This window comes from Thauera sp. JM12B12 (genome assembly GCF_039614725.1).
Lineage (GTDB): Bacteria > Pseudomonadota > Gammaproteobacteria > Burkholderiales > Rhodocyclaceae > Thauera.
Map to the genome: position 1 here is coordinate 4,016,339 of NZ_CP154859.1, position 17,725 is coordinate 4,034,063.

Here is a 17,725-nt window from a genome sequence, read left to right on the forward strand (position 1 = left end):
CCGCGCCTTTTCGCCACCACCAAGGAGCCCATCATGGCCGAGTTCATCATCAACACCGAAGTCAAGACCGAGACCCCCGCCGTCGAGGTGACCGTGTCCGCCAACCGGCCGCTGCCGCTCGGCCGCCATGTGTTCCGCCTGGTGGTGGTGGATGACTCGGGCAACACCTCGATCCCGGACGACGTGGTGGTCATCGTCGCCGACACCGACGCCCCGACCGCGGTGCTCAACGCGCCACGCTCGGTCAGCTTCGGCCGCAGCTTCGAGCTCGATGGCAGCCGCTCCTTCGATGCCGGCGGCGGTCGCGTCACCACCTACCTGTGGACCTACCTCGGCCAGCCCTGAGGGTCGGCCCAACCCGTCACGCAGACGCCCTCGGGGAGACATCATGGCCACCTTCGTTCGCGGCCAGCCGATCAAGACCACCGCACCGACGATCACCGTGGATGCCGGGCTCGCGCTCGGCAGCCATCGCTTCCAGCTCGTGGTGCTGACCGACACCGGCCAGACCAGTGCACCCGCGGTGGTCACGGTCGACGTCATCCGCAGCCTGATCGACCCGGTCCGTCCCGTGCTCGAGCCGGTGCTGGTGAGCCCCGTGCCGGTGTCGCCGACGCTGACGACCCCGACCACCCGCCTCGACACCACGCTCGTCACCCCCAGGTCCGCGCCTGCCCGCAAGCCGCGCAAGCCGAGGAGCGAATCATGAACAGCCCACTGCGCCCGCCCGCTGACGACCCCCTGTACGCCCTGCCGCAGGCCGCGCGCCCCCACTACGCCACCGGCATGCTGCTCGGCGCCCGCGACTTCGCCGACGAGCAGACCTATCACCGCAACCGCCTCGCGCGCGCGCTCGCTTTCGCCAGCGGCGCCGGCGGCCGGCGCCTGGCGACGCCCGCCAGCGACGAGGGCGGGGTGGTCGGCCTGCACGGTGGCGGCACGCTGGCGGGGCTGCGCGTGTCCCACCGCCCGCCGCCACAGGCCGCGGAGGAAGAGCTGCGTATCGCGCCCGGGCTCGCGGTCGACCGCCTCGGACGCCTGATCGAGCTCAGCGTCCCGGTCTGCCTGCGCGTCGAGCGCTGGTTCACCGGCGAGCTCGCGCGCGAAGACGGCGACGCGCTGCGCCGCGCCGCGCTCGACGACCCGGCGCGCTTCGCCAGCCCCCGCCTGCTCGGCGAGGGCAGCGTGCTGCCGGCGCGCGCGGTGATCGCCGACGTCTTCATCCGCTTCGTGACCTGCCGCCAGGCGCTCGCGCCCGCCTTCGCCAGCGGCCCCTTCGATGCCCTCGACGCGGTCGAGACCGCGCGCCTGCGCGATGGCTGGGAAGTGCATCTGGTGCTGCGCGGCGATGGGCTCGACGACGACTTCAGCGGCCTGCCGCTGACCGACCGCGACCTCTCCACCCTCGCCCCCGAGGCGCGCCGTGATGCGCTGCAGGACGCGGTGCTGGACGCCTGGCCCAGCCTGGCCGGCCACACCGACGCCGATGGCAACCTGCCGCGTCCGCCCGGCCACCCGCCGGCGCTGGACCCGACCGCGGTGTTCCTCGCCCGCGTCTTCGTCGGCGTCGCTGCGGGCAACCCGCCCGCGCGCAGCGGCGAGGTGATCGTGGACAACTGGGGGCGGCGCTTCCTGCCCCATCTCGGCCTGATGGCCGGTGCGCTCGGCCTGGGGCGCTGAGGGCGACATGCACCCCGCGTCGGCCACCCGAATGCATTTGCGCGCGTCAGCGGACGCGCTGGAGGACATGCCATGGACCTGACGACTGGCAAGAGCCGCGTGACCCTGAGCGCGAGCGAGGTCGGTGCGCTGCGCACCGCCGGCGTGCTCATCGAGGATCCGCGCCGCGAGCGCCCGCGCTATTTCGACGGCCGCTTCCTGGCCGCGCGCGACCTCATCCGCGACCAGCAGTACATCCTCACCCGCGAGGCCGACCTCGGCCGCGCCGCCGGCAGCGGCGTCGCGACCGGCCTGGTGGTGAGCGGCGGCGGCAGTGACCGCATCGAGGTCTCGGCCGGCCATGGCGTGACCCCGGCGGGCGAGCTCGTCGTGCTGCCGCGCGCGCTTGGTCTGCGCCTGGCCGACGTGCCGCAGGCCGAGCAGCTGTCGGCGCGCTTCGGGCTCGGCCGCATCCCGCAGCCACCGCTGCGCAGCCGCACCGGGCTGTTCGTGCTCGCGCTGCGTCCGGTGGAGTTCACCGACAACGCGGTCGGCGCCTACCCGACCACGATCACCGGCCCGCGCACCGTCGAGGACGCCGACATCATCGAGGCCACCGCGGTGGTGCTGGTGCCGTGGAACGACGACGGCGCCGCCGACGCGCTCGAGGCCCGTCGCGCCCGCGCGGCCGCCACCATCTTCACCGGCGACGCCGGCCCGCTGCTGTCCTCCAACGTGCTGCCGCTGGCCATGATCGCGCTGCAGAACAACCTGCCGGTGTGGATCGACGCCCCGCTGGTACGGCGCGAACTCGGTGCCGACCGTGCCGATCTGCCCGGGCTGGGACACTCGCCGCGCGCGCTGCGACTCGCTCACCTGCTGCAGCACCAGCTCCACCTCGCCGACGCGGTGGCGGCCAATGGCGGCCGCGGCTTCGCCGCGCGCGAGCGCTTCACGCTGCTGCCGCCGGCCGGGCCCCTGCCGCCGGGCATGATCGCGCCGCGCGACTTCACCCAGCGCTACTTCCCCGCCGAGATGGCGGTCGACTTCTCCATCGTCCCCGAGGACGAGCTCCCCGCCCTGGTCGAGGAGGCGCTTGCGCTGCCGCCGATCGACCTCGCCGCGGCGGCCGAAACGCTGGAGTCGAGCTCGGTGCTGATCCTCGCCCCGGTGCCGCGCAACGAGTGGCGCGCGGTCAACGCCCGCCTCGGCAGCCAGCCGGGCACCCGCCTGCGCAGTTTGCGCCCGGCGGCGATCAATCTCGTCGCCACCCGCAAGCCGCTCGAGATCCTGCAGCAGCTGCGCGTTCCGCGCCCGCTGCCGCCGCTCACCCCCACCGACCCGGCCGATGCCGAGTGGGCGCGGCTGGCGGCCCTGCCCGAGCTGTGGTTCGTGCGGCGGCGCAACCTCGCCTACCGCGACGAGCTCGCCGGTGAGGCGATCCGCGTCGCCGGCCAGGACCGGGTCGGCGAACTCGCCCCGCGGCTCAACGCCTTCGGCCTCGACACCCCGCTCAACCGCGTGCTCGCCACCGCGACGCCACGCGCCGCGCTCGAGGTGAGCAGCCTGCTCGCCAGCCCGCGCTTTGCCGACTCGCCCACCCTGACCGCGGCGGCGATCGGCGAGCTGTCGCGGGCCGAGACCCTCGACCAGGCCGCGGTGCTGAAGGTGGCTGCCGAACTGTCGGCGCCCGGCGTCGGCGATGGCCTGGTGCGGCTGGAGACCACGCGCGCCGACACCGTGCCGAGCAAGACCGCGCTGCGCGAGATCGCCAGCGGCGAAGCCGACTGGCGCACGGCGGATGCGCAGGCCACGCTCGCCACCCGCACCGAGATCCGGCCCCTGGCGCAGAGCGTGCTGCGCCCGCAACCCGTCCGCAGCACGGTGTCCGCGCCAGACGCCCCCGCGCCGGCCACCCCCGTGGTGGACGCCACCGTCAGACCGCGAAGCCGCGCCGCGCCCCGACCTGCGGCACAGGCGACAGGCTCGTCCGCGGCCACCTCGCCCTCGGGCCGGCGCCGCAAGGCGAGCGTGAGCGGGACGCCCGAGTCCGCCCCGGCGCCCGACGCACAGCCCGCTGCACCCGCCGGCGCGGCCACCCGCGCGCGCCGGCGCAAGCCCGCCAGCGGCGGGACCTGATGCAAGGAGGTGAATCGTGAGCATCACCCCGATCAAAGCCCCGCTGCCGGGCGAACGCGTGCTCGCGCTGGCCCCGGAAGACGTCACGCAGGCCGCCAGCTGGTGGCTGCGCCGGCCCAACCTGTTCCCCGGTCGCGCGCTGACCGCACCCACGCTCGCGGGCCGCCAGGCCTGGGCCGCAGCCCATGTCGCGCTGCGCGGGCAGGCCTTCACCCCCGGCGTGGTGCAGGGGCTGGAGGCGGCGCTGATCGACGGCGCCGGTAGCGGTCTCGCCGACGCGCGCCTGGCGCTGATGCAGGGCATCGCACTGAGCGCCGACGGCGAGGACGTCCACCTACCCCACGCCCGCGAACTCGCGCTTGCCCGGCTGCCGGTGGTCGCCGATCCGGCTGCATTCGCGGCCATGGGAGCAGCCGGCGGCGCGGGCGACACCCTCGCCGGCAAGCTCGTCGGCCCCGCCCTGGGCGCGGTGGTCGCGGCCGACCCCGACGCCCTGCCGCGCGTCGGCATTCTGGTGCTGCAGCCGGTGTGCGCCGACCGCATCGGCGAATTCGACCCCACCGACCCCTGCCCGCTGCATGGCTGCGGCGAAGGCACGATCGCCTTCGAGGACTGGCGGATCGGCGATGGCGCGCGCCTGCTGTGGTACGCCTGGCCGCAGGAATGGCGCAGCCTGCCGCCGCTGCCGCCCTCGGGCCCGCAGCGCTGGCGCAACCTGCTGGCGTGGCGCATCTTCGACGCCGAGCGCGCGCTCGCCGCCGACGAGCGCCTGCCCTGGGAGGCCTTCGGCGTCGCCCTCGGCGTGGTGGCCTGCGCGGCGGACTGGACGCCGCTGTTCCTCGATCGTGCCAGCGTGGTGCGCGCTGGCGGGCGCGGCCGCTGGGCGCGCATGGGCGGCGGCGCCGACGGTCTGGACACGCGCTGGCGCCTGCCTGCGCTGTGGCAGGCGCAGCTCGAACAGCTCGCCGAACAGATCGCCGCCGCCGGCGAGCCGGCGCCCGACGCCGCCACCCTGGCGGCAGGCTTCTCACGCCTGCCCGCGTTCGGACTGCTGCCCGCCCATGCCCTCGACCTCGAAGGCCTGCGCAGCGATTTCTTTCCCGCCAGCTTCGAGCTCGACGCGGCGCCGGTACCGGTCGAGCAGCTGGACGCCGCGATCGGCGAATCGGCCGCGCTCGCCCCGATCGATCTCGCCCTCGGCGGGCGCGTGCGCCTGCTGGTGCCGGTGCCGCAGGCGGTGTTCGACCCGCGCCTGCTGATCCGCGAGCGCATCGACCCCGAGTTCGCCGCCACGCTCGCCGAGTTCCTGCTCGTGCGCGCGCGCTGGCTGGGCGCCCGCCAGGGCCTGCGCACCCGCGCCGCGCTGCTGGCGCGCGCGATCGGCGGCCGCAGCGTGGACGTCCCCGCCATCGACGCCGACCCCGAGGCGCTGGAGCCGGAGTCGCTCGCGCCCTGGGGACCGCCCCCGGCCGGCGGCGGCCACCGCTCGCGCCTGGTCGCGGGCATCCACCAGCATTTCTTCGAGGCCGCCAGCGACACGCTCGCGGTCGCCAACGGCAGCGAGCTCTATGCCTGGGTCCATCTCGACGCCGACCACCCGCCGCGCACGCTGATGCTGCAGTGGCATGCCGACGGCTGGCAGCACCGCGCCTACTGGGGCGAGGACCTCATCCCCTGGGGCGCAGCCGATGGCGGCGAACGCACCCGCATCGACGACTTGCCGCCCACCGGGCGCTGGGTCGAGCTGCGCATCCCGGCCGCGCGCGTCGGCCTCGGCGGCCGGGTGGTCGACGGCATGGCCTTCACGCTGTACGACGGCCAGGCCGCGTATGGCATGACCGGCAGCGTCAGTGCCGGCGGCGCGCGGCAAAAGTGGTTCTGCGGCGTGCTGCCGGCCAATGCGCGTGGCGGTGGCGACGAGCCGTGGACGATGCTCACCCACAACGACCTGTGGGCGCCCTTCGAGCGCATCGACGGCGTGCTGCCGGTCGAGGCTGCGGGCGCACCGCCCGGCGGCGGCCATACCGGCGCGGCCGGGCTGACCGTGAGCGAACACGGCTTCGACGGCGCCACCGCGACGATGCGGGCCGGCGCCGGCGAGCGCTTCTTCGTGTGGGTCTGGCTCGACCCGAACGCCCCGCCGGCGCAGGTGCTGGTCGAGTGGCGCAGCAGCCAGCGCCTGCATCAGGCCAGGTGGGGGCTGGACCGCATCCCCGCCGTGCCGCAGCCCGGCCTGGTCCGGCGCCGCGCCGGCCCGCTGCCCCGACCCGGGCGCTGGGTGCGGCTCGAGGTCGGCGCCGACGAGGCGACCGGCGTCGGCGCCACCGACCTGGAGATTCGCGGCGTGCGCTTCCTGGTCGGCGATGGCAGCGTCAGCTTCGGCGCCAGCGGCGTGATCGACGCCGCCGGCAACGAGCGCCCGTGGTTTGCCGGCAGCCTGCCGGCAGGCGCCCGGCCGAGCGGCAGCTGGCACTTCCTGAGCCCGCGCGACCTGCTGGCGCCCGGCGCGGCCGGTCGCAACGGCGCGGTCGCCGCCGCACTGGCGCTGTACGACGACCCGGCGCTCACCGCGCTGTCCGCGCACGAGCGCTACCAGCTCTTCCAGCGCGGACTGGAAGGCTTCATCGCCTACCTCAAGGCGCGCGCCGACCGCACGGACGATCTGGTCGACTTCAACTTCGTCAAGGTACAGACCGACATCTACCGCGTGCGCCAGATCATCCTCGGCAGTTCGGCCGCCACCCGGCTGGCGGTGTCCCCGGCGCTGGCCGGCATCGCCCAGGCCGAGACCGCGGTCGCCACCACCGAGCGCATCTCGGGCTTCTTCAACGAACTCAAGCAGGAAGCGCCCACGCCGCGGGCGGACGCTCAGGGGTCGCCGTCCATCGCCACCGGCGCAACCGAGCTCCGCACGGCGGACACCCGCGCGCCGAGCGTCGGCACGAGCGACACGCTCGCCTTCGATGCCGGCACGGACCTCGGCCGCCTCACGCTCGACGCCCGACTGGCGACCGGCGACACGCGCACGCTCGCCGACACGCTCGGCACCGAGCTCAAGACGGACACCGGCAACCTCTTCATCAAGCGCGCCACCGCGCCGCAGTACGCCATCTCGGGGGCACGCGACTTCCTGCCCTCGGACATCACCAACGCCGCGCCGGTGGTGGGCAAGGCCGAGGTGCGCACGGTGAGCATCGCCGAACGCCTGCAGGCGCCGCGCGCCACCGAGGCCAAGGACTACAGCACCGCGACGCGCTACGAGGCGGTGCGCGCGATCACCGCCTATGCCGAGGCGCTGACCCGCGAGGATGGCGGCGAGACGCCCGGCCTGTTCCTCGACATCGACCTCCACGGCACGCGCGGCGACCCCGCGCTGTTCTACGCCAACGCGGACGAGGTGCAGAAGGGCGTGGCGATTCCGGCCATCGACAGCGACAGCGCCGAGGACCAGGCGCTGCTCGACGCCCGCCCGCGCAGTCTGCCCTTCGCCCAGATGCTGCGCGAACCGTGGCGCATGTCCCTGCTGTTGCGGACACCGCAGCGCCTTCGGGTCGACGAGTCGACCCAGTTCGCCGACGGCACCGACCTCGCCGACAACACGGTGGTGCTGATGCGCCAGCTCGAGGGCCGGGTGCGGCGCTACCGCGACGCGATCGCGATGAGCCAGCGCGTGCTCGACGACCTGCGCGCCACCGCGCGCGCGCTCGACGGCCGGCTGCGCGCGATCGGCGAGGAGCTGGCCGAGGCGCGTCACGACGTCGCGGTGACGCGCGCGCTGATCGCCGAGGAAGAGGCGCGGCTGGCGGCGATCAACGCGCGGCGCGCCCGCATCCTGCAGGAGCACGTGCATTTCATCGCCTACCAGCGCCCGCGCGAGGCCGAGCTCATCGTCGCGGCGCCACAACGCACGCTCGACCCGGGCCTGCTCGCGCCGGCGGTGCCGGCCTGCCTGGCCGCCCACCAGGACGCCCCCGACGCGCTGCGCGACCTGCTGGCCGTGGTGCGCGAGGCGCCGGCGCGCAGTTTCGCCGCCTTGCCGGGGCTGCTCGACCGCCTCGACCGCAGCGATCTGCTGCTGAAGGCGATGCAGTCGGCCCAGCTGCGCAGCCAGCTGCTCGAGCTCAAGCTCGCCGCCCAGCCGGCCCCCGCCGCGCCGGGCAAGGGGGTGGCCGGCGCGATCGTCAGCCTGCACGGCAAGCGCCTGCGGGCGGTGCAGCAGCTGCGCGCCGAAGTCACCCGCATCGACCTCGCCGCGGTCGCAGGCCTGGGCTGGAAGGGCGCGCGCGCCGAGGCCGAGAAGATGGTGTCGCTGGGCGACCTGATCGATGGCGAGCACGGCAGCGGCGCGGTGGCGAACAGGGCCGCCACCCTGTTCGACGAGCTGTCGCGCATCGCGGCCTGCCTGCACGAGGCCTTCTGCACGGTGCTGCCCTCGATCCGCCTGGACTGGGCCGAACGCCTGTCGCAGTTCGACGCCACGCCGCGCCTGCGCAACCTCGCCGGGCTCGCGCGCTGGGGCGAGATCGACTACGCCGAGCGCCGCCGCCTGCAGGCCTATGTGGACTGGCTGTTCGCGCAGATCCGCAGTGGCGACGCCGAGGCCGAGGCGCTGATCAACGACGTCGTGCACATGACGCTGCTGCTCGCCAGCGACGCGCCGGTCAACCGCATCCTGTCGGGCCGCCTGCCCGAGCCGGTGACGGTGCGACCCGGGATCCGGCTGCCGATCCGCGTGACCGACGCGCTGCAGCTTCGGGTGGGCATGCAGGCGCTGATCTACCAGGGCGCGCGCGTGGTGGCGCGCGCCAACGTCGAGGATCTCGCAGGCGCCACTGCCGCTGCCACCGTGGTCCAGGTCGAAGGCCTGTCGGTGAATCTCGCCGCCGACACCCGGGTGCATTTCGTGGATGCCGCGAGCCCGGTGGCAATGGGCTCGGCGCGGCTGGCGGGGACGAAGGCGGTGTAGCGTCATGAGCCTCGCGCGCAGCGTGCATCGCCTCGACATCGCCGCGCCCAGCGCCGCGCTCGCGCGCCGCGCCGGCCTGCTGGTGGAGGACGCCCTGCGCACCGCCAGCCTGCCGGGCGACGGCGCCGAGCTGGTGCTGGTGCGGCGCCTGGACCTGCCCGCCTTCGCCCCCGGCGTGTCGGCGCAGGGCATCGCGATCGGGCTGGCGTCCGCGTGCCGCGCGCTCGCCCCGGTCAGCGGGCGCGATGCGGACGACGCCGCGCTTGCCGCCGCGCGCGCAGTGCACTTCGCCGATGCGCTCGAAGCCCACCTCGCCCTCAGCGCCCGGCTGCTCGCGGGCCGTCCCGCGCGCGCCTGGTGCTGGGCGCTGGCCGTGCCCGGCTACCGCCCCGACGCGGGGATCGGCGCCGGGCTGCGCAGCATCGCGCTTTCGCTCGCGCGCGGCGAGGCGGCCGCGACCGCGCTGCCGCACTGGTTCGCCCGCATCGTGGCCTGGGGCGGCGCCGAGCGCCTGCTGCAGGCGCTCGATGCCGACGATACCGCAGTGGTCGCACCCTGCTGCACGCCCGGCCGCCCGGCCACGGGGGGCGCGCCGGGCGATACACCGGCCTGGCAGCGCGCGCTGGCATGGGCACGCGAAGTCCTCGCGGGCGACGATCCGCGACGCCGGCTGCTGGAGGCGCTGGCTGCCGGACGAGGCCTGGCCGGGATCGAGGACGCGGGTGGCAGCTCCGAGCGCGGGGCGCAGGCGGGGCGCACGAAGCCGCGCCGCCGCAGCCCTCAGGCAACGGAACTGGAGACGGGAAGGCCTCCGCTGCAGAGTGCCGACGCCCAGTCACCCACCGCGGCACTGCGCCCGGCCCGCGCACGGGCCGCGGCAGCATCACCCTCCCGGGACGCAGCGGGCGCAGGAAACGCCTTCGCCCCGGTCGCCGCCCCTGCGCGTGCAGGCACGCGCCTGCCGGCGATGAAATCGCCGCAGCCGAACGCGGACCCGGCGGCCGGCGTCGCGCCACGCGCCAGCGCCTGGCGCATCGTCCCGCCCCTCGCCGACGCCAGGCCTTACCGCGCCCTGGCGGCCCTCGGGCGCGCATCGGCAGGGTCGCCCGTCGCGCCTGGCACCCCGTCCCTGCGCGACGGCGCGCAAGGTGCGGCAGCCGGCCAGGGCCTCGCCGATGCCGGCCCTACGGCGCATCCCGCGCACGGTATCGCGCAAAGCCACGCCTTTAGCCCAGTCCGCGGCGCCAATCCGCCTCACCCCGCGGCCGGCTGGATCAGCGCACCCCACGCCATCGACGCGCCGACCCGCGTCGGCGGCCTGCTCTTCCTGCTGCCGGTGCTCGAACGCGTCGGCCTGCCCGCCTGGCTGAAGGCCCACCCGGACGCTGGCGGCGCACTGCCGGCCGTGGTCCTGGGCGCGCTGATGCAGCGGCTGGGCGTGGCCGACGACGACCCCGCCTGGTGGCTGGGCCGCTCCACCGTCGATGCTGACGAGCGGCGCCAGGCCGCACGCTGGCTCGCCGCCTGCCGCCGCCATCTGCGCATCGCCATCGGCATCGGACCGGCCAGCCTGTGCCTGCGCCGGGCGCAGATGGTGATCACGCCCACCCATGCCGACGTCTGGCTGGCCTTCGACCAGCTCGATCTGCGCATCCGCCGCGCCGGGCTGGACATCGACCCGGGCTGGCTGCCGTGGTTCGGGCGGGTGGTGCGCTTTCATTACGGGCGAAGGCCGTCATGAAACGCCCGGAGGAAGCCGCACGCCCCCCCGAACACGGCCGCGCCGCAGGGACTGACGCCGGCACGGGACAGGGGCGCGCGGATGCCGCCCCGACCGCCCCCGCCCCTCCGCTCGCCGAGCTCGGCTTCGCGATGCTTGCCGCCGCCTGCCTACCCGGCCAGGGTGCCGAGGCCGACTGGCTGCGCGCGCACCGCGACCGGCTCGGCCTCGAGACGCAGAGCGCACGAGTCGAGACTGCGGATGAGGATGAGCAGGCCCGCGCCCGCGCAGCGCTCGGTGCGTGGTTGCACGCTCCGCCCGAGGCCGACCGCGCCCTGCACGCCCTGGCCCGCCACGAGCGCCTGTCGCTGGCCGAGACGATGGCGATCACCCTGGCGCGCGCCTGCGAGCTCGAGCCGATGGCGGCCCGCGCGCTGATCTGGCTGCAGCACCCGGTGGGCGAGGCCCGCCCCAGCCTCGGCCTGCTCGCCTCGCTGTGCGAGCGCCTGGGCGAAGCCGAGGCGCTGTCCCGCCTCGCCGACGGGGCGGCGCAGGCGCACGGCCTGATCCAGCTCGTGCCGGAGGATCGCCCGCTGTGCGAGCGCAGCGTGCGCCTGCCGCTGCCGATCGTGATGGCGCTGGGCGGCCACGAGGGCCGCTTCGCCGGCGTTGACAACGACTGCAGCGCGCTGCCCGCGCTGGCGCCGTCGACGCGCGCGGCGGCCCGCCGCCACGCCGACGGCCTCGCCCGTGGCGGCGCGCGCGTGCTGGTGATTCGTGCCGCGCTCGACGGCGAGGCGCGCGCGGCCGCCGCCGAGGTCGCCGCCGCGCTCGGCGCGCGACCTGCCTTCGTCAGCGGCGAGGTGCCGCCCGGCCTCGGTCCCTGGCTGTGGCTGCGCGGCCGCCTGCCGGTGCTGTGCCTGCGCCTGGCGCCCGGCGACCGCCAGCGCCTGCCCGCCCTCCCTGGCCATCGCGGGCCCGTGCTGGTGGTGAGCGGCGCCGATGGCAGCTTCGAGGCGCAGGGCGCGATCGCCGAATGGCGGCTCGCCGTGCCACCGGCGGCTGAGCGCCGGGCGCTGTGGCAACAGGCGCTCGGCGACAACCTTCCCACCCCGGTGCTCGACAGCCTCGCCAGCCAGCACCGGCACAGCGCCGGGCGCATCGTCGAGCTCGGGCAGGCGGCCCGCTCCACCGCCGCGCGCGCGGGCGAGCCGCTGGCCAGCGCCCATGTCGCCGCCGCCGCGCGCAGCGGTGTCGGCGCCGACCTCGGCGCCCTCGCCGAGCTGCTCGAAGACGACATCGACGACGACGCCCTCGTCCTCGTGCCCGCGCTGCGCCAGGCGCTCGACGGCCTGCTCGCGCGCTGCCGGCTGCGCGACACGCTGGTCAGCGGGCTCGGCGCCGCAGCGCGCTCGCGCTACCGCCCCGGGGTGCGCGCCCTGCTCGTCGGCCCGTCGGGCACCGGCAAGACCCTCGCCGCGGGCTGGATCGCCACCCGCCTGGGCCTGCCGCTGTACCGGGTCGACCTGGCCTCGGTCACCAGCAAGTACATCGGCGAGACCGAGAAGAACCTGTCCGAGCTGTTCGCCCGCGCCGAGCACGCCGAGGTCGTGCTGCTGTTCGACGAGGCCGACTCGCTGTTCGGCAAGCGCACCGACGTCAAGGACGCCAACGACCGCTTCGCCAACCAGCAGACCAACTACCTGCTGCAGCGCATCGAGAGCTTCGAGGGCATCGTGCTGCTCACAAGCAACAGCCGCGCGCGCTTCGACCCCGCCTTCACCCGCCGCCTCGACGCCATCCTCGAGTTCCCCACGCCCGGCCCGGAGGAGCGCCGCGCGCTGTGGCTCGCCCACCTCGGCGACGCCCACAGTCTGGACGCCGCGGCGCTCAACCGCCTCGCCGCCGCCTGCGATCTGGCCGGCGGGCACATCCGCAACGTGGTGCTGGCGGCCGCGGCGAGCGCACGCCTGCGTGGCGGAACGATCGGCGAGGCGGAGATCGCGATGGCGGTGGCGGCGGAGTACAGGAAGCTGGGCAAGGCGGTGCCGGCGGGGGCGGGGCGCAGTCCATGAACGGCCCGTGCCTCGCGGAATCGCGGACCGCGAAGACCGCGAAGACCGCGCCCGCAGCTGCCACCACGTGCCGAAGCGAGGGACAAGGCACGCCACCCGAGGCCGGCATGCCGCGCTTCCTGGCCGGCGGCCTGCGACCGGCGGCCTCGGGCGGCACCGACGGCAACGACGTCGTGCATCGGTTCCCGGACGAGGTCGGCGGCATGACGGCGGCGGAGGGGGCGACGGTCGCAGTACCGGGGCCCACCATGAACCGGCCCGTGGCGCGTCCGTCGAGGATGCCGCCGGCCGCCGGCGCGGCCTACGACCCATGCGCGGTGTCGACCCGCGCACTGACCAATGCCGAGTTGCTTGCGCACTGGCACCGGGTCGTCGCCTTCCTCGGCAGCCGGCGACCCGATTCACAGGCGGGCTACGACCACGCCAACCTGCGCCGCCGACTGGCCGCAGAGCGCCGCCGTCGCGGAGACATGGGGCATTGCTGGCTTGCCGAGGAAGGCATCACCGCCGTCCCGGAACAGCTCTACGAGATCCTCCCGGTCGGCGGGCTGACCCTGGCGGTGGTGCCGGCGGACACGAGCCGGGAGGAAGGGCTGCCCTTCCGCCACGACGGGCAGGTCCTGACCCCTGCCCAGTTCGAGCGTTTCCTGGCGCAGAACAATGTCCCGCAGGTCGACCTGCAGGCGTTCTACGCCGCTCACGACCCGCTGCAGCAAGCCCTCACCGTGCGCATGCCGCCCCCGCCGCCGTCCCCTGCCCTGAGCTATGAGCCGATGCTGCCAGGGGCGCCCTACGACTGGATGACGGAGGATCCGTTCGCCCCGCGGCCGGGCACGCGCGCGGCCGCGGGCGTGGTGTCGCTGGTGCCCACGGACCTCTATGCGAACCCGACCGACCTCTACGCGCGCAGCGCCTTCCTCCGACCGGTGATGACGCCCGGCGCGGACCCGACCTCGGCCGCATCGATGCGCGGGGCGGGCGTGAACTGGCGCGGTACGATGCTCGAGCAGCTGCATCTGGGCAGCGACCTGCGCACGATCGTCGACCCGTCGGTCATCGACCTGAACCGACTGCAGGCCAACGCCCCCACTTTCGACGTCCTCGATCTGCGCAGCGGCCAGCTCGAGTCGATCACGCACTCGATGCAGGGCCTGGAGACGGGCAACCTGAGCCCCGAGCATTACCTCGACAAGTTCATGCGCATGATGAGCCCGGGCGCGGAAGGCTCGACCCTGAACCAGGCTGCCGCGCTGCTCGGCCCCGAGTACCCGCAGTTCGCCACACCGCTCGAGGCTTCCGCGGGCGCGGCCTTGCTGGTACCGGAAGAGCATGTGGCCGTGGTGCGCGCTGCGGTCGAGACCCTGGTGTCGACCGGCAACCTGAGCCGCGCCGCATTCGCCAGCGAGATCGAGCGCCGCGTATCGGCCGCCCCCTCGCGCATGGATGCGGGCGCGCGCGCGCTCATCGATGCCTCGCTCGCCGCCGAACCGATCACCCATGGCGGCACCACCTACACCAGCTGGGACCAGGTACGCACGTTGCGGAGCCAGACCCGGGCGTACCGCGACATCCGCGCCCAGCTGACGGCAAGGTTGCGCGCACGCGCGCTCGGCGGCAACCTGCGCGCCGCCGCAGCGGGCAGCGCCGACGCCCTGCTGCGCTCCGCCTGGCGCGAGCGCGCCGCTGCTGCGCCGCTCGCGCCGATGTTCGACGCGCTCATGCACAACGCACCGGTCGGCGAGGGGGAAGCCGCGATACGCAACTGGCAGCAGCTCGAAGCCCTGTTGCTTTCGGGCGACGCCGATGCCGCCGCCCGCGCCCAGGTCGCATTCGGCGAGATCGCCCAGCGCGCCAGCGCTCGCGTGCTGCCGGCGCGCGCCACGCTCGCCTCGGTGCTCGCACTGCAGCGTCTCAACATGCAGGCGGTCTCGCGCCTGCAGCGCAACACCCTGTTCCCGCCCGAAGTGGTCGAGTACCACCGCTTGGTTGCCAACGGCGTCGCCCACGACGAGGCACTCAACACCGTCGCGCGCGGCAATGCCGTGCGTGCTGCCCGCATCAGCGGCGCCCTGAGTGCGCTGACCGAGTCGGGGCGGCTGATCTATCACGGTCTGGAGGGCGATCTCGACGCGGGCATGGTGGCCACCGGCGCCTTCAACGTCGCCACCTCGGTGCCTGTCGGCTATGGCGGCGCCTGGCTGGAAACCCGCGCGGGGATCGGCCTTTCGAACTGGGCCACGCGCGGGCTCGGCCCCGGCCAGACCGCCGGCATGGCAAGCACGGGCACCGCGCTCGGCGGTCGCCTGTTCGTGTCCACCGGCATCGGTGCGGTGGCCGCCCCCGTCATCTCGCTCGGCTCGATGGCCTTCCAGGAGACCTTCCTCGATGCCGACTACACCCGTATCGACTACTACGCCACCGGCGCGCGCACCGCGGTCGCGGGCGGCGGCGGCGCGCTGGCAGCCGGCGCGGCAGGCGCTGCGATCGGATCGGGAGCGCCCGTGCTCGGAACGGCGATCGGCTTCCTTGTCGGCTTCGGCGGCTACCTGCTGGTCGACGCGATCTGGGGGGACGACATCGAACAGGCGGTGCGTGAGCACATGGGCGAGTCGGGCTGCACCGAGGGGGCTGCGGACTGAGCGCGGGCGGACGTGCTCCGCCGGGCGTGCCGCGCGCGAGACAGCCGATCGGGCGCGCGCGGACTATGCTTCAGACGAGGGCGGCGCCGGCAGCGAGGCGGCACCGCGAGGAGGTCGAATGGAACTTGCCACACTGGCCAGGGGGCGACGGATCGAGCGCGCGCCCGTGCAGCCCGCGGCGGACCGCGTGCCCACGGCGGGGATGCCGCGCTTTCTGGCGGGGCGTGGGCTGAGGGTCTCGCAGCCGCAGGATGCAAGCGAGCTGCGCGCCGAGCGGCTTGCAGACGAAGTGATGTCGGCTGCGCCCTGCCCGGGGTGCAGCCCGGCGGCGCCTTGCACCGCCTGTGCGCACGGGATCATGCGTGCAGCCGAGGCCGGAGCCCCCTCCCCCGCGGCCTCGGCGGCCGACAGCCAGCCGGCGCTGCCGGCACTGAGCGCGGGCACGCCGCTCGATGCGCAGGCGCGGGGCTTCTTCGAGCCGCGCTTCGGGGCCGATCTCGGCGCCGTGCGCGTCCATACCAGCGCCGAGGACGGCCAGCTCGCGCGCGGCCTGGCAGCGCGGGCGTTCACGGTGGGCAGCGACATCGTGTTCGCGCCCGGACGGTATGAGCCCGGCTCGCACGCGGGCCGACGCCTGCTCGCGCACGAACTCGCGCATGTGGTCGATGGCAGCGCGGGACACATGATCGCGCGCGCGCCGGATGCCGATGCAGGGGTTGCAGATGGCGGTCCGCTCGCCGCCGGCGCGGCGCCCACGCCGGCGGATGCGGGCGTTCCGCTGCCGGCGGGCGTTCCCGCCGCACCCGCGCCGCCGCTCTTCGGCGGACTGTTCGGCGACTGCGCAAGCGAGGAAGAAGGGCGCCGGCGCGACGCATTCGCGCTGCGCCACCTGCGCGTCGAGCGCAACATCCCCTCGACCACCTTCGGCATGTTCGACGCCGACTACTTTCCGCTCATCGGCCTGATGCCGGTCACCGTCAAGATCCGCTTCGAGTTCGTCTCGGCCGACAACGCGCCGGGCGGCTTCAACCTGCTGCAACGCCTGCTGGCCGGGGAGGACCTGAGCCGCTTCTTCTGGAACGACACCGAGAAGACGGATTTCAAACGCGACTTCATCGGCCGCGTGACGAGCCGCTGGAGCGGCCGCCATCTGATCCGTTCGACCAAGCCGTGCTGGGGCTTCCGGGCCCTGCCGCTGGTCAGCGCGCAGGAGACCGCCGACGCGAGCGACGCGCACTACGTCGCCACCGTACACAAGAGCCCCGGGCCCGGGATCGACTACAAGTCGGCCGTGAACGACCCCGACGTCGCCCACCCCGAGCGGCCGGGCACGGCCGACCTCTACCAGTCGGACGTGCGCGAGGAAGCCGACTTCAACAGTACGCAGGTGGCCACCGCCGAGCGCCAGCGCCTCGAGAGCGCACTCGCGGCAGCAGGCGCCTCGCCCGTGCTGTTCGACCCGGATTCCGACCGCATCCGGCCGGCCGCCGTCCCCAGCCTCACCGCCTTCGCCGATGCGCTCAAGGGCCGGAATCCGTCCGACCCGATGATTCCGCTGCATGTCGACGGTTTCGCCAGCGCCGAAGGCGGCCTGCGCCACAACGAGGACCTGGCCGAACGTCGCGCGCTGGCCGTGCGCGCCTTCCTCGCATCGCTCGGCGTGACGCATCCGATCGGCGTGCTGGGCGGCGGGCCGGTCGGCGTGCCCGGCGATGCCAGCCAGCGCCGAGCGGTGATCAGCGTCGACCACGCCTTCGAGACCAGCTACGCGAGCAACCGCTACTCGGTCGGTGAGCACGAGTTCGGACACATGCTCGGCCTGCCCGACGAATACCAGAACAACACCACGGGCACCCTGGGCGCACAACAGACGCTCTATTCCGGACTGGTCGCCTCGGCGGGCGTGCCCGGCCCGGCCGTGTGGGGCGCCGACACGGCAAGTCAGATGTCCAATGGCATCGACGTGCTGCCGCGGCATTACGTGACCCTGTGGGAAGCCCTGGGCCGCATGACCAGCCCCGACATCACCCAGTCCGAGTGGAGCCTGAGTTGACCGCCCCGGCATCGCTGCCGCCCGCGCTGGTGACCTTCCAGCGCATCCAGGCCATCACCTGCCGCGGCAACCTGCGGATCCGCGTGCTTGCCGACGGCGCGCTCTACGCCCAGGTCGAGCGCGGCAACTGCGCGCGCGGCGAGGACTGGAGCGGTCCGTGGCCCGCAAGCGCTGCACGCGTGCTGTCTGATGCGGAGCTGCGCGCGCTCCTCGGCCTGCTCGAGCGTCCCGCCTTCTTCGCGCTGCCGGCGCAGGTCTCTGCCCCGGGCCGCGACGGCTATCGCGACGAGATCGCGCTCGCGCTCGGGGCTCGCCGGCACCGGGTGGTGGTGGAGCGGACAACGCCCCCGCCCGCCTTCGCCGTCCTGCGCGATCACCTGCTGCAGCTCGCCGCCCCACACCTCGAGGGCAATCCGCCGCCCGACGCCACTTGACGTAAACGTTCGACATGTAACGTCATTTGACGCCTCCGCT

General features: G+C 74.6%; 10 protein-coding genes. All 10 read left to right on the top strand.

What is annotated here, in order from left to right:
* Positions 1-33 precede the first annotated feature (33 nt).
* The 10 genes from AAG895_RS18200 to AAG895_RS18245 all read left to right on the top strand — a co-directional run bounded on the left by AAG895_RS18200 (position 34) and on the right by AAG895_RS18245 (position 17,685).
* Positions 34-345 carry a hypothetical protein gene (locus AAG895_RS18200; protein WP_345793381.1) on the top strand — a complete coding sequence of 104 codons (312 nt, stop codon included), beginning with the start codon at positions 34-36 and terminating at the stop codon, positions 343-345.
* Positions 346-388: 43 nt separating this feature from the next.
* Positions 389-709: a hypothetical protein gene (locus AAG895_RS18205; RefSeq protein ID WP_345793382.1), complete on the top strand. Its 321-nt coding sequence runs from the start codon at positions 389-391 to the stop codon at positions 707-709.
* The gene (locus AAG895_RS18210; RefSeq protein WP_345793383.1) at positions 706-1,680 is read left to right on the top strand and encodes a hypothetical protein; all 975 of its coding nucleotides are present in this window, start codon (positions 706-708) and stop codon (positions 1,678-1,680) included. Before AAG895_RS18205 ends, AAG895_RS18210 begins: the two co-directional genes overlap by 4 nt.
* Before the next feature lie 72 nt (positions 1,681-1,752).
* Positions 1,753-3,798: a hypothetical protein gene (locus AAG895_RS18215; RefSeq protein WP_345793384.1), complete on the top strand. Its 2,046-nt coding sequence runs from the start codon at positions 1,753-1,755 to the stop codon at positions 3,796-3,798.
* A 16-nt stretch (positions 3,799-3,814) separates the two neighbouring features.
* Positions 3,815-8,764: a hypothetical protein gene (locus AAG895_RS18220; protein WP_345793385.1), complete on the top strand. Its 4,950-nt coding sequence runs from the start codon at positions 3,815-3,817 to the stop codon at positions 8,762-8,764.
* Positions 8,765-8,768: 4 nt separating this feature from the next.
* Positions 8,769-10,505 carry a hypothetical protein gene (locus tag AAG895_RS18225; protein WP_345793386.1) on the top strand — a complete coding sequence of 579 codons (1,737 nt, stop codon included), beginning with the start codon at positions 8,769-8,771 and terminating at the stop codon, positions 10,503-10,505.
* A complete protein-coding gene (locus tag AAG895_RS18230; RefSeq protein ID WP_345793387.1) occupies positions 10,502-12,559 on the top strand; it encodes an ATP-binding protein in 2,058 nt (685 codons plus the stop codon). Before AAG895_RS18225 ends, AAG895_RS18230 begins: the two co-directional genes overlap by 4 nt.
* Positions 12,560-12,666: 107 nt before the next feature.
* Complete coding sequence (locus AAG895_RS18235; RefSeq protein ID WP_345793388.1) at positions 12,667-15,198, top strand: hypothetical protein; 2,532 nt, start codon at positions 12,667-12,669, stop codon at positions 15,196-15,198.
* 118 nt (positions 15,199-15,316) lie between these two features.
* Entirely contained in the window at positions 15,317-17,251 is a 1,935-nt protein-coding gene (locus tag AAG895_RS18240) for a DUF4157 domain-containing protein (RefSeq protein ID WP_345793389.1), read from the top strand.
* A complete protein-coding gene (locus AAG895_RS18245) occupies positions 17,248-17,685 on the top strand; it encodes a hypothetical protein (RefSeq protein ID WP_345793390.1) in 438 nt (145 codons plus the stop codon). The genes AAG895_RS18240 and AAG895_RS18245 overlap by 4 nt, the downstream gene beginning before the upstream one ends.
* Positions 17,686-17,725: the final 40 nt, after the last annotated feature.

Excerpts from the sequence above, each read along its gene's own strand:
- AAG895_RS18200 (WP_345793381.1), top strand. The coding sequence starts at position 34 with ATGGCCGAGTTCATCATCAACACCGAAGTCAAGACCGAGACCCCCGCC.
- AAG895_RS18205 (WP_345793382.1), top strand. The coding sequence starts at position 389 with ATGGCCACCTTCGTTCGCGGCCAGCCGATCAAGACCACCGCACCGACG.
- AAG895_RS18210 (WP_345793383.1), top strand. The coding sequence starts at position 706 with ATGAACAGCCCACTGCGCCCGCCCGCTGACGACCCCCTGTACGCCCTG.
- AAG895_RS18215 (WP_345793384.1), top strand. The coding sequence starts at position 1,753 with ATGGACCTGACGACTGGCAAGAGCCGCGTGACCCTGAGCGCGAGCGAG.
- AAG895_RS18225 (WP_345793386.1), top strand. The coding sequence starts at position 8,769 with ATGAGCCTCGCGCGCAGCGTGCATCGCCTCGACATCGCCGCGCCCAGC.
- AAG895_RS18230 (WP_345793387.1), top strand. The coding sequence starts at position 10,502 with ATGAAACGCCCGGAGGAAGCCGCACGCCCCCCCGAACACGGCCGCGCC.
- AAG895_RS18235 (WP_345793388.1), top strand. The coding sequence starts at position 12,667 with ATGCCGCGCTTCCTGGCCGGCGGCCTGCGACCGGCGGCCTCGGGCGGC.
- AAG895_RS18240 (WP_345793389.1), top strand. The coding sequence starts at position 15,317 with ATGGAACTTGCCACACTGGCCAGGGGGCGACGGATCGAGCGCGCGCCC.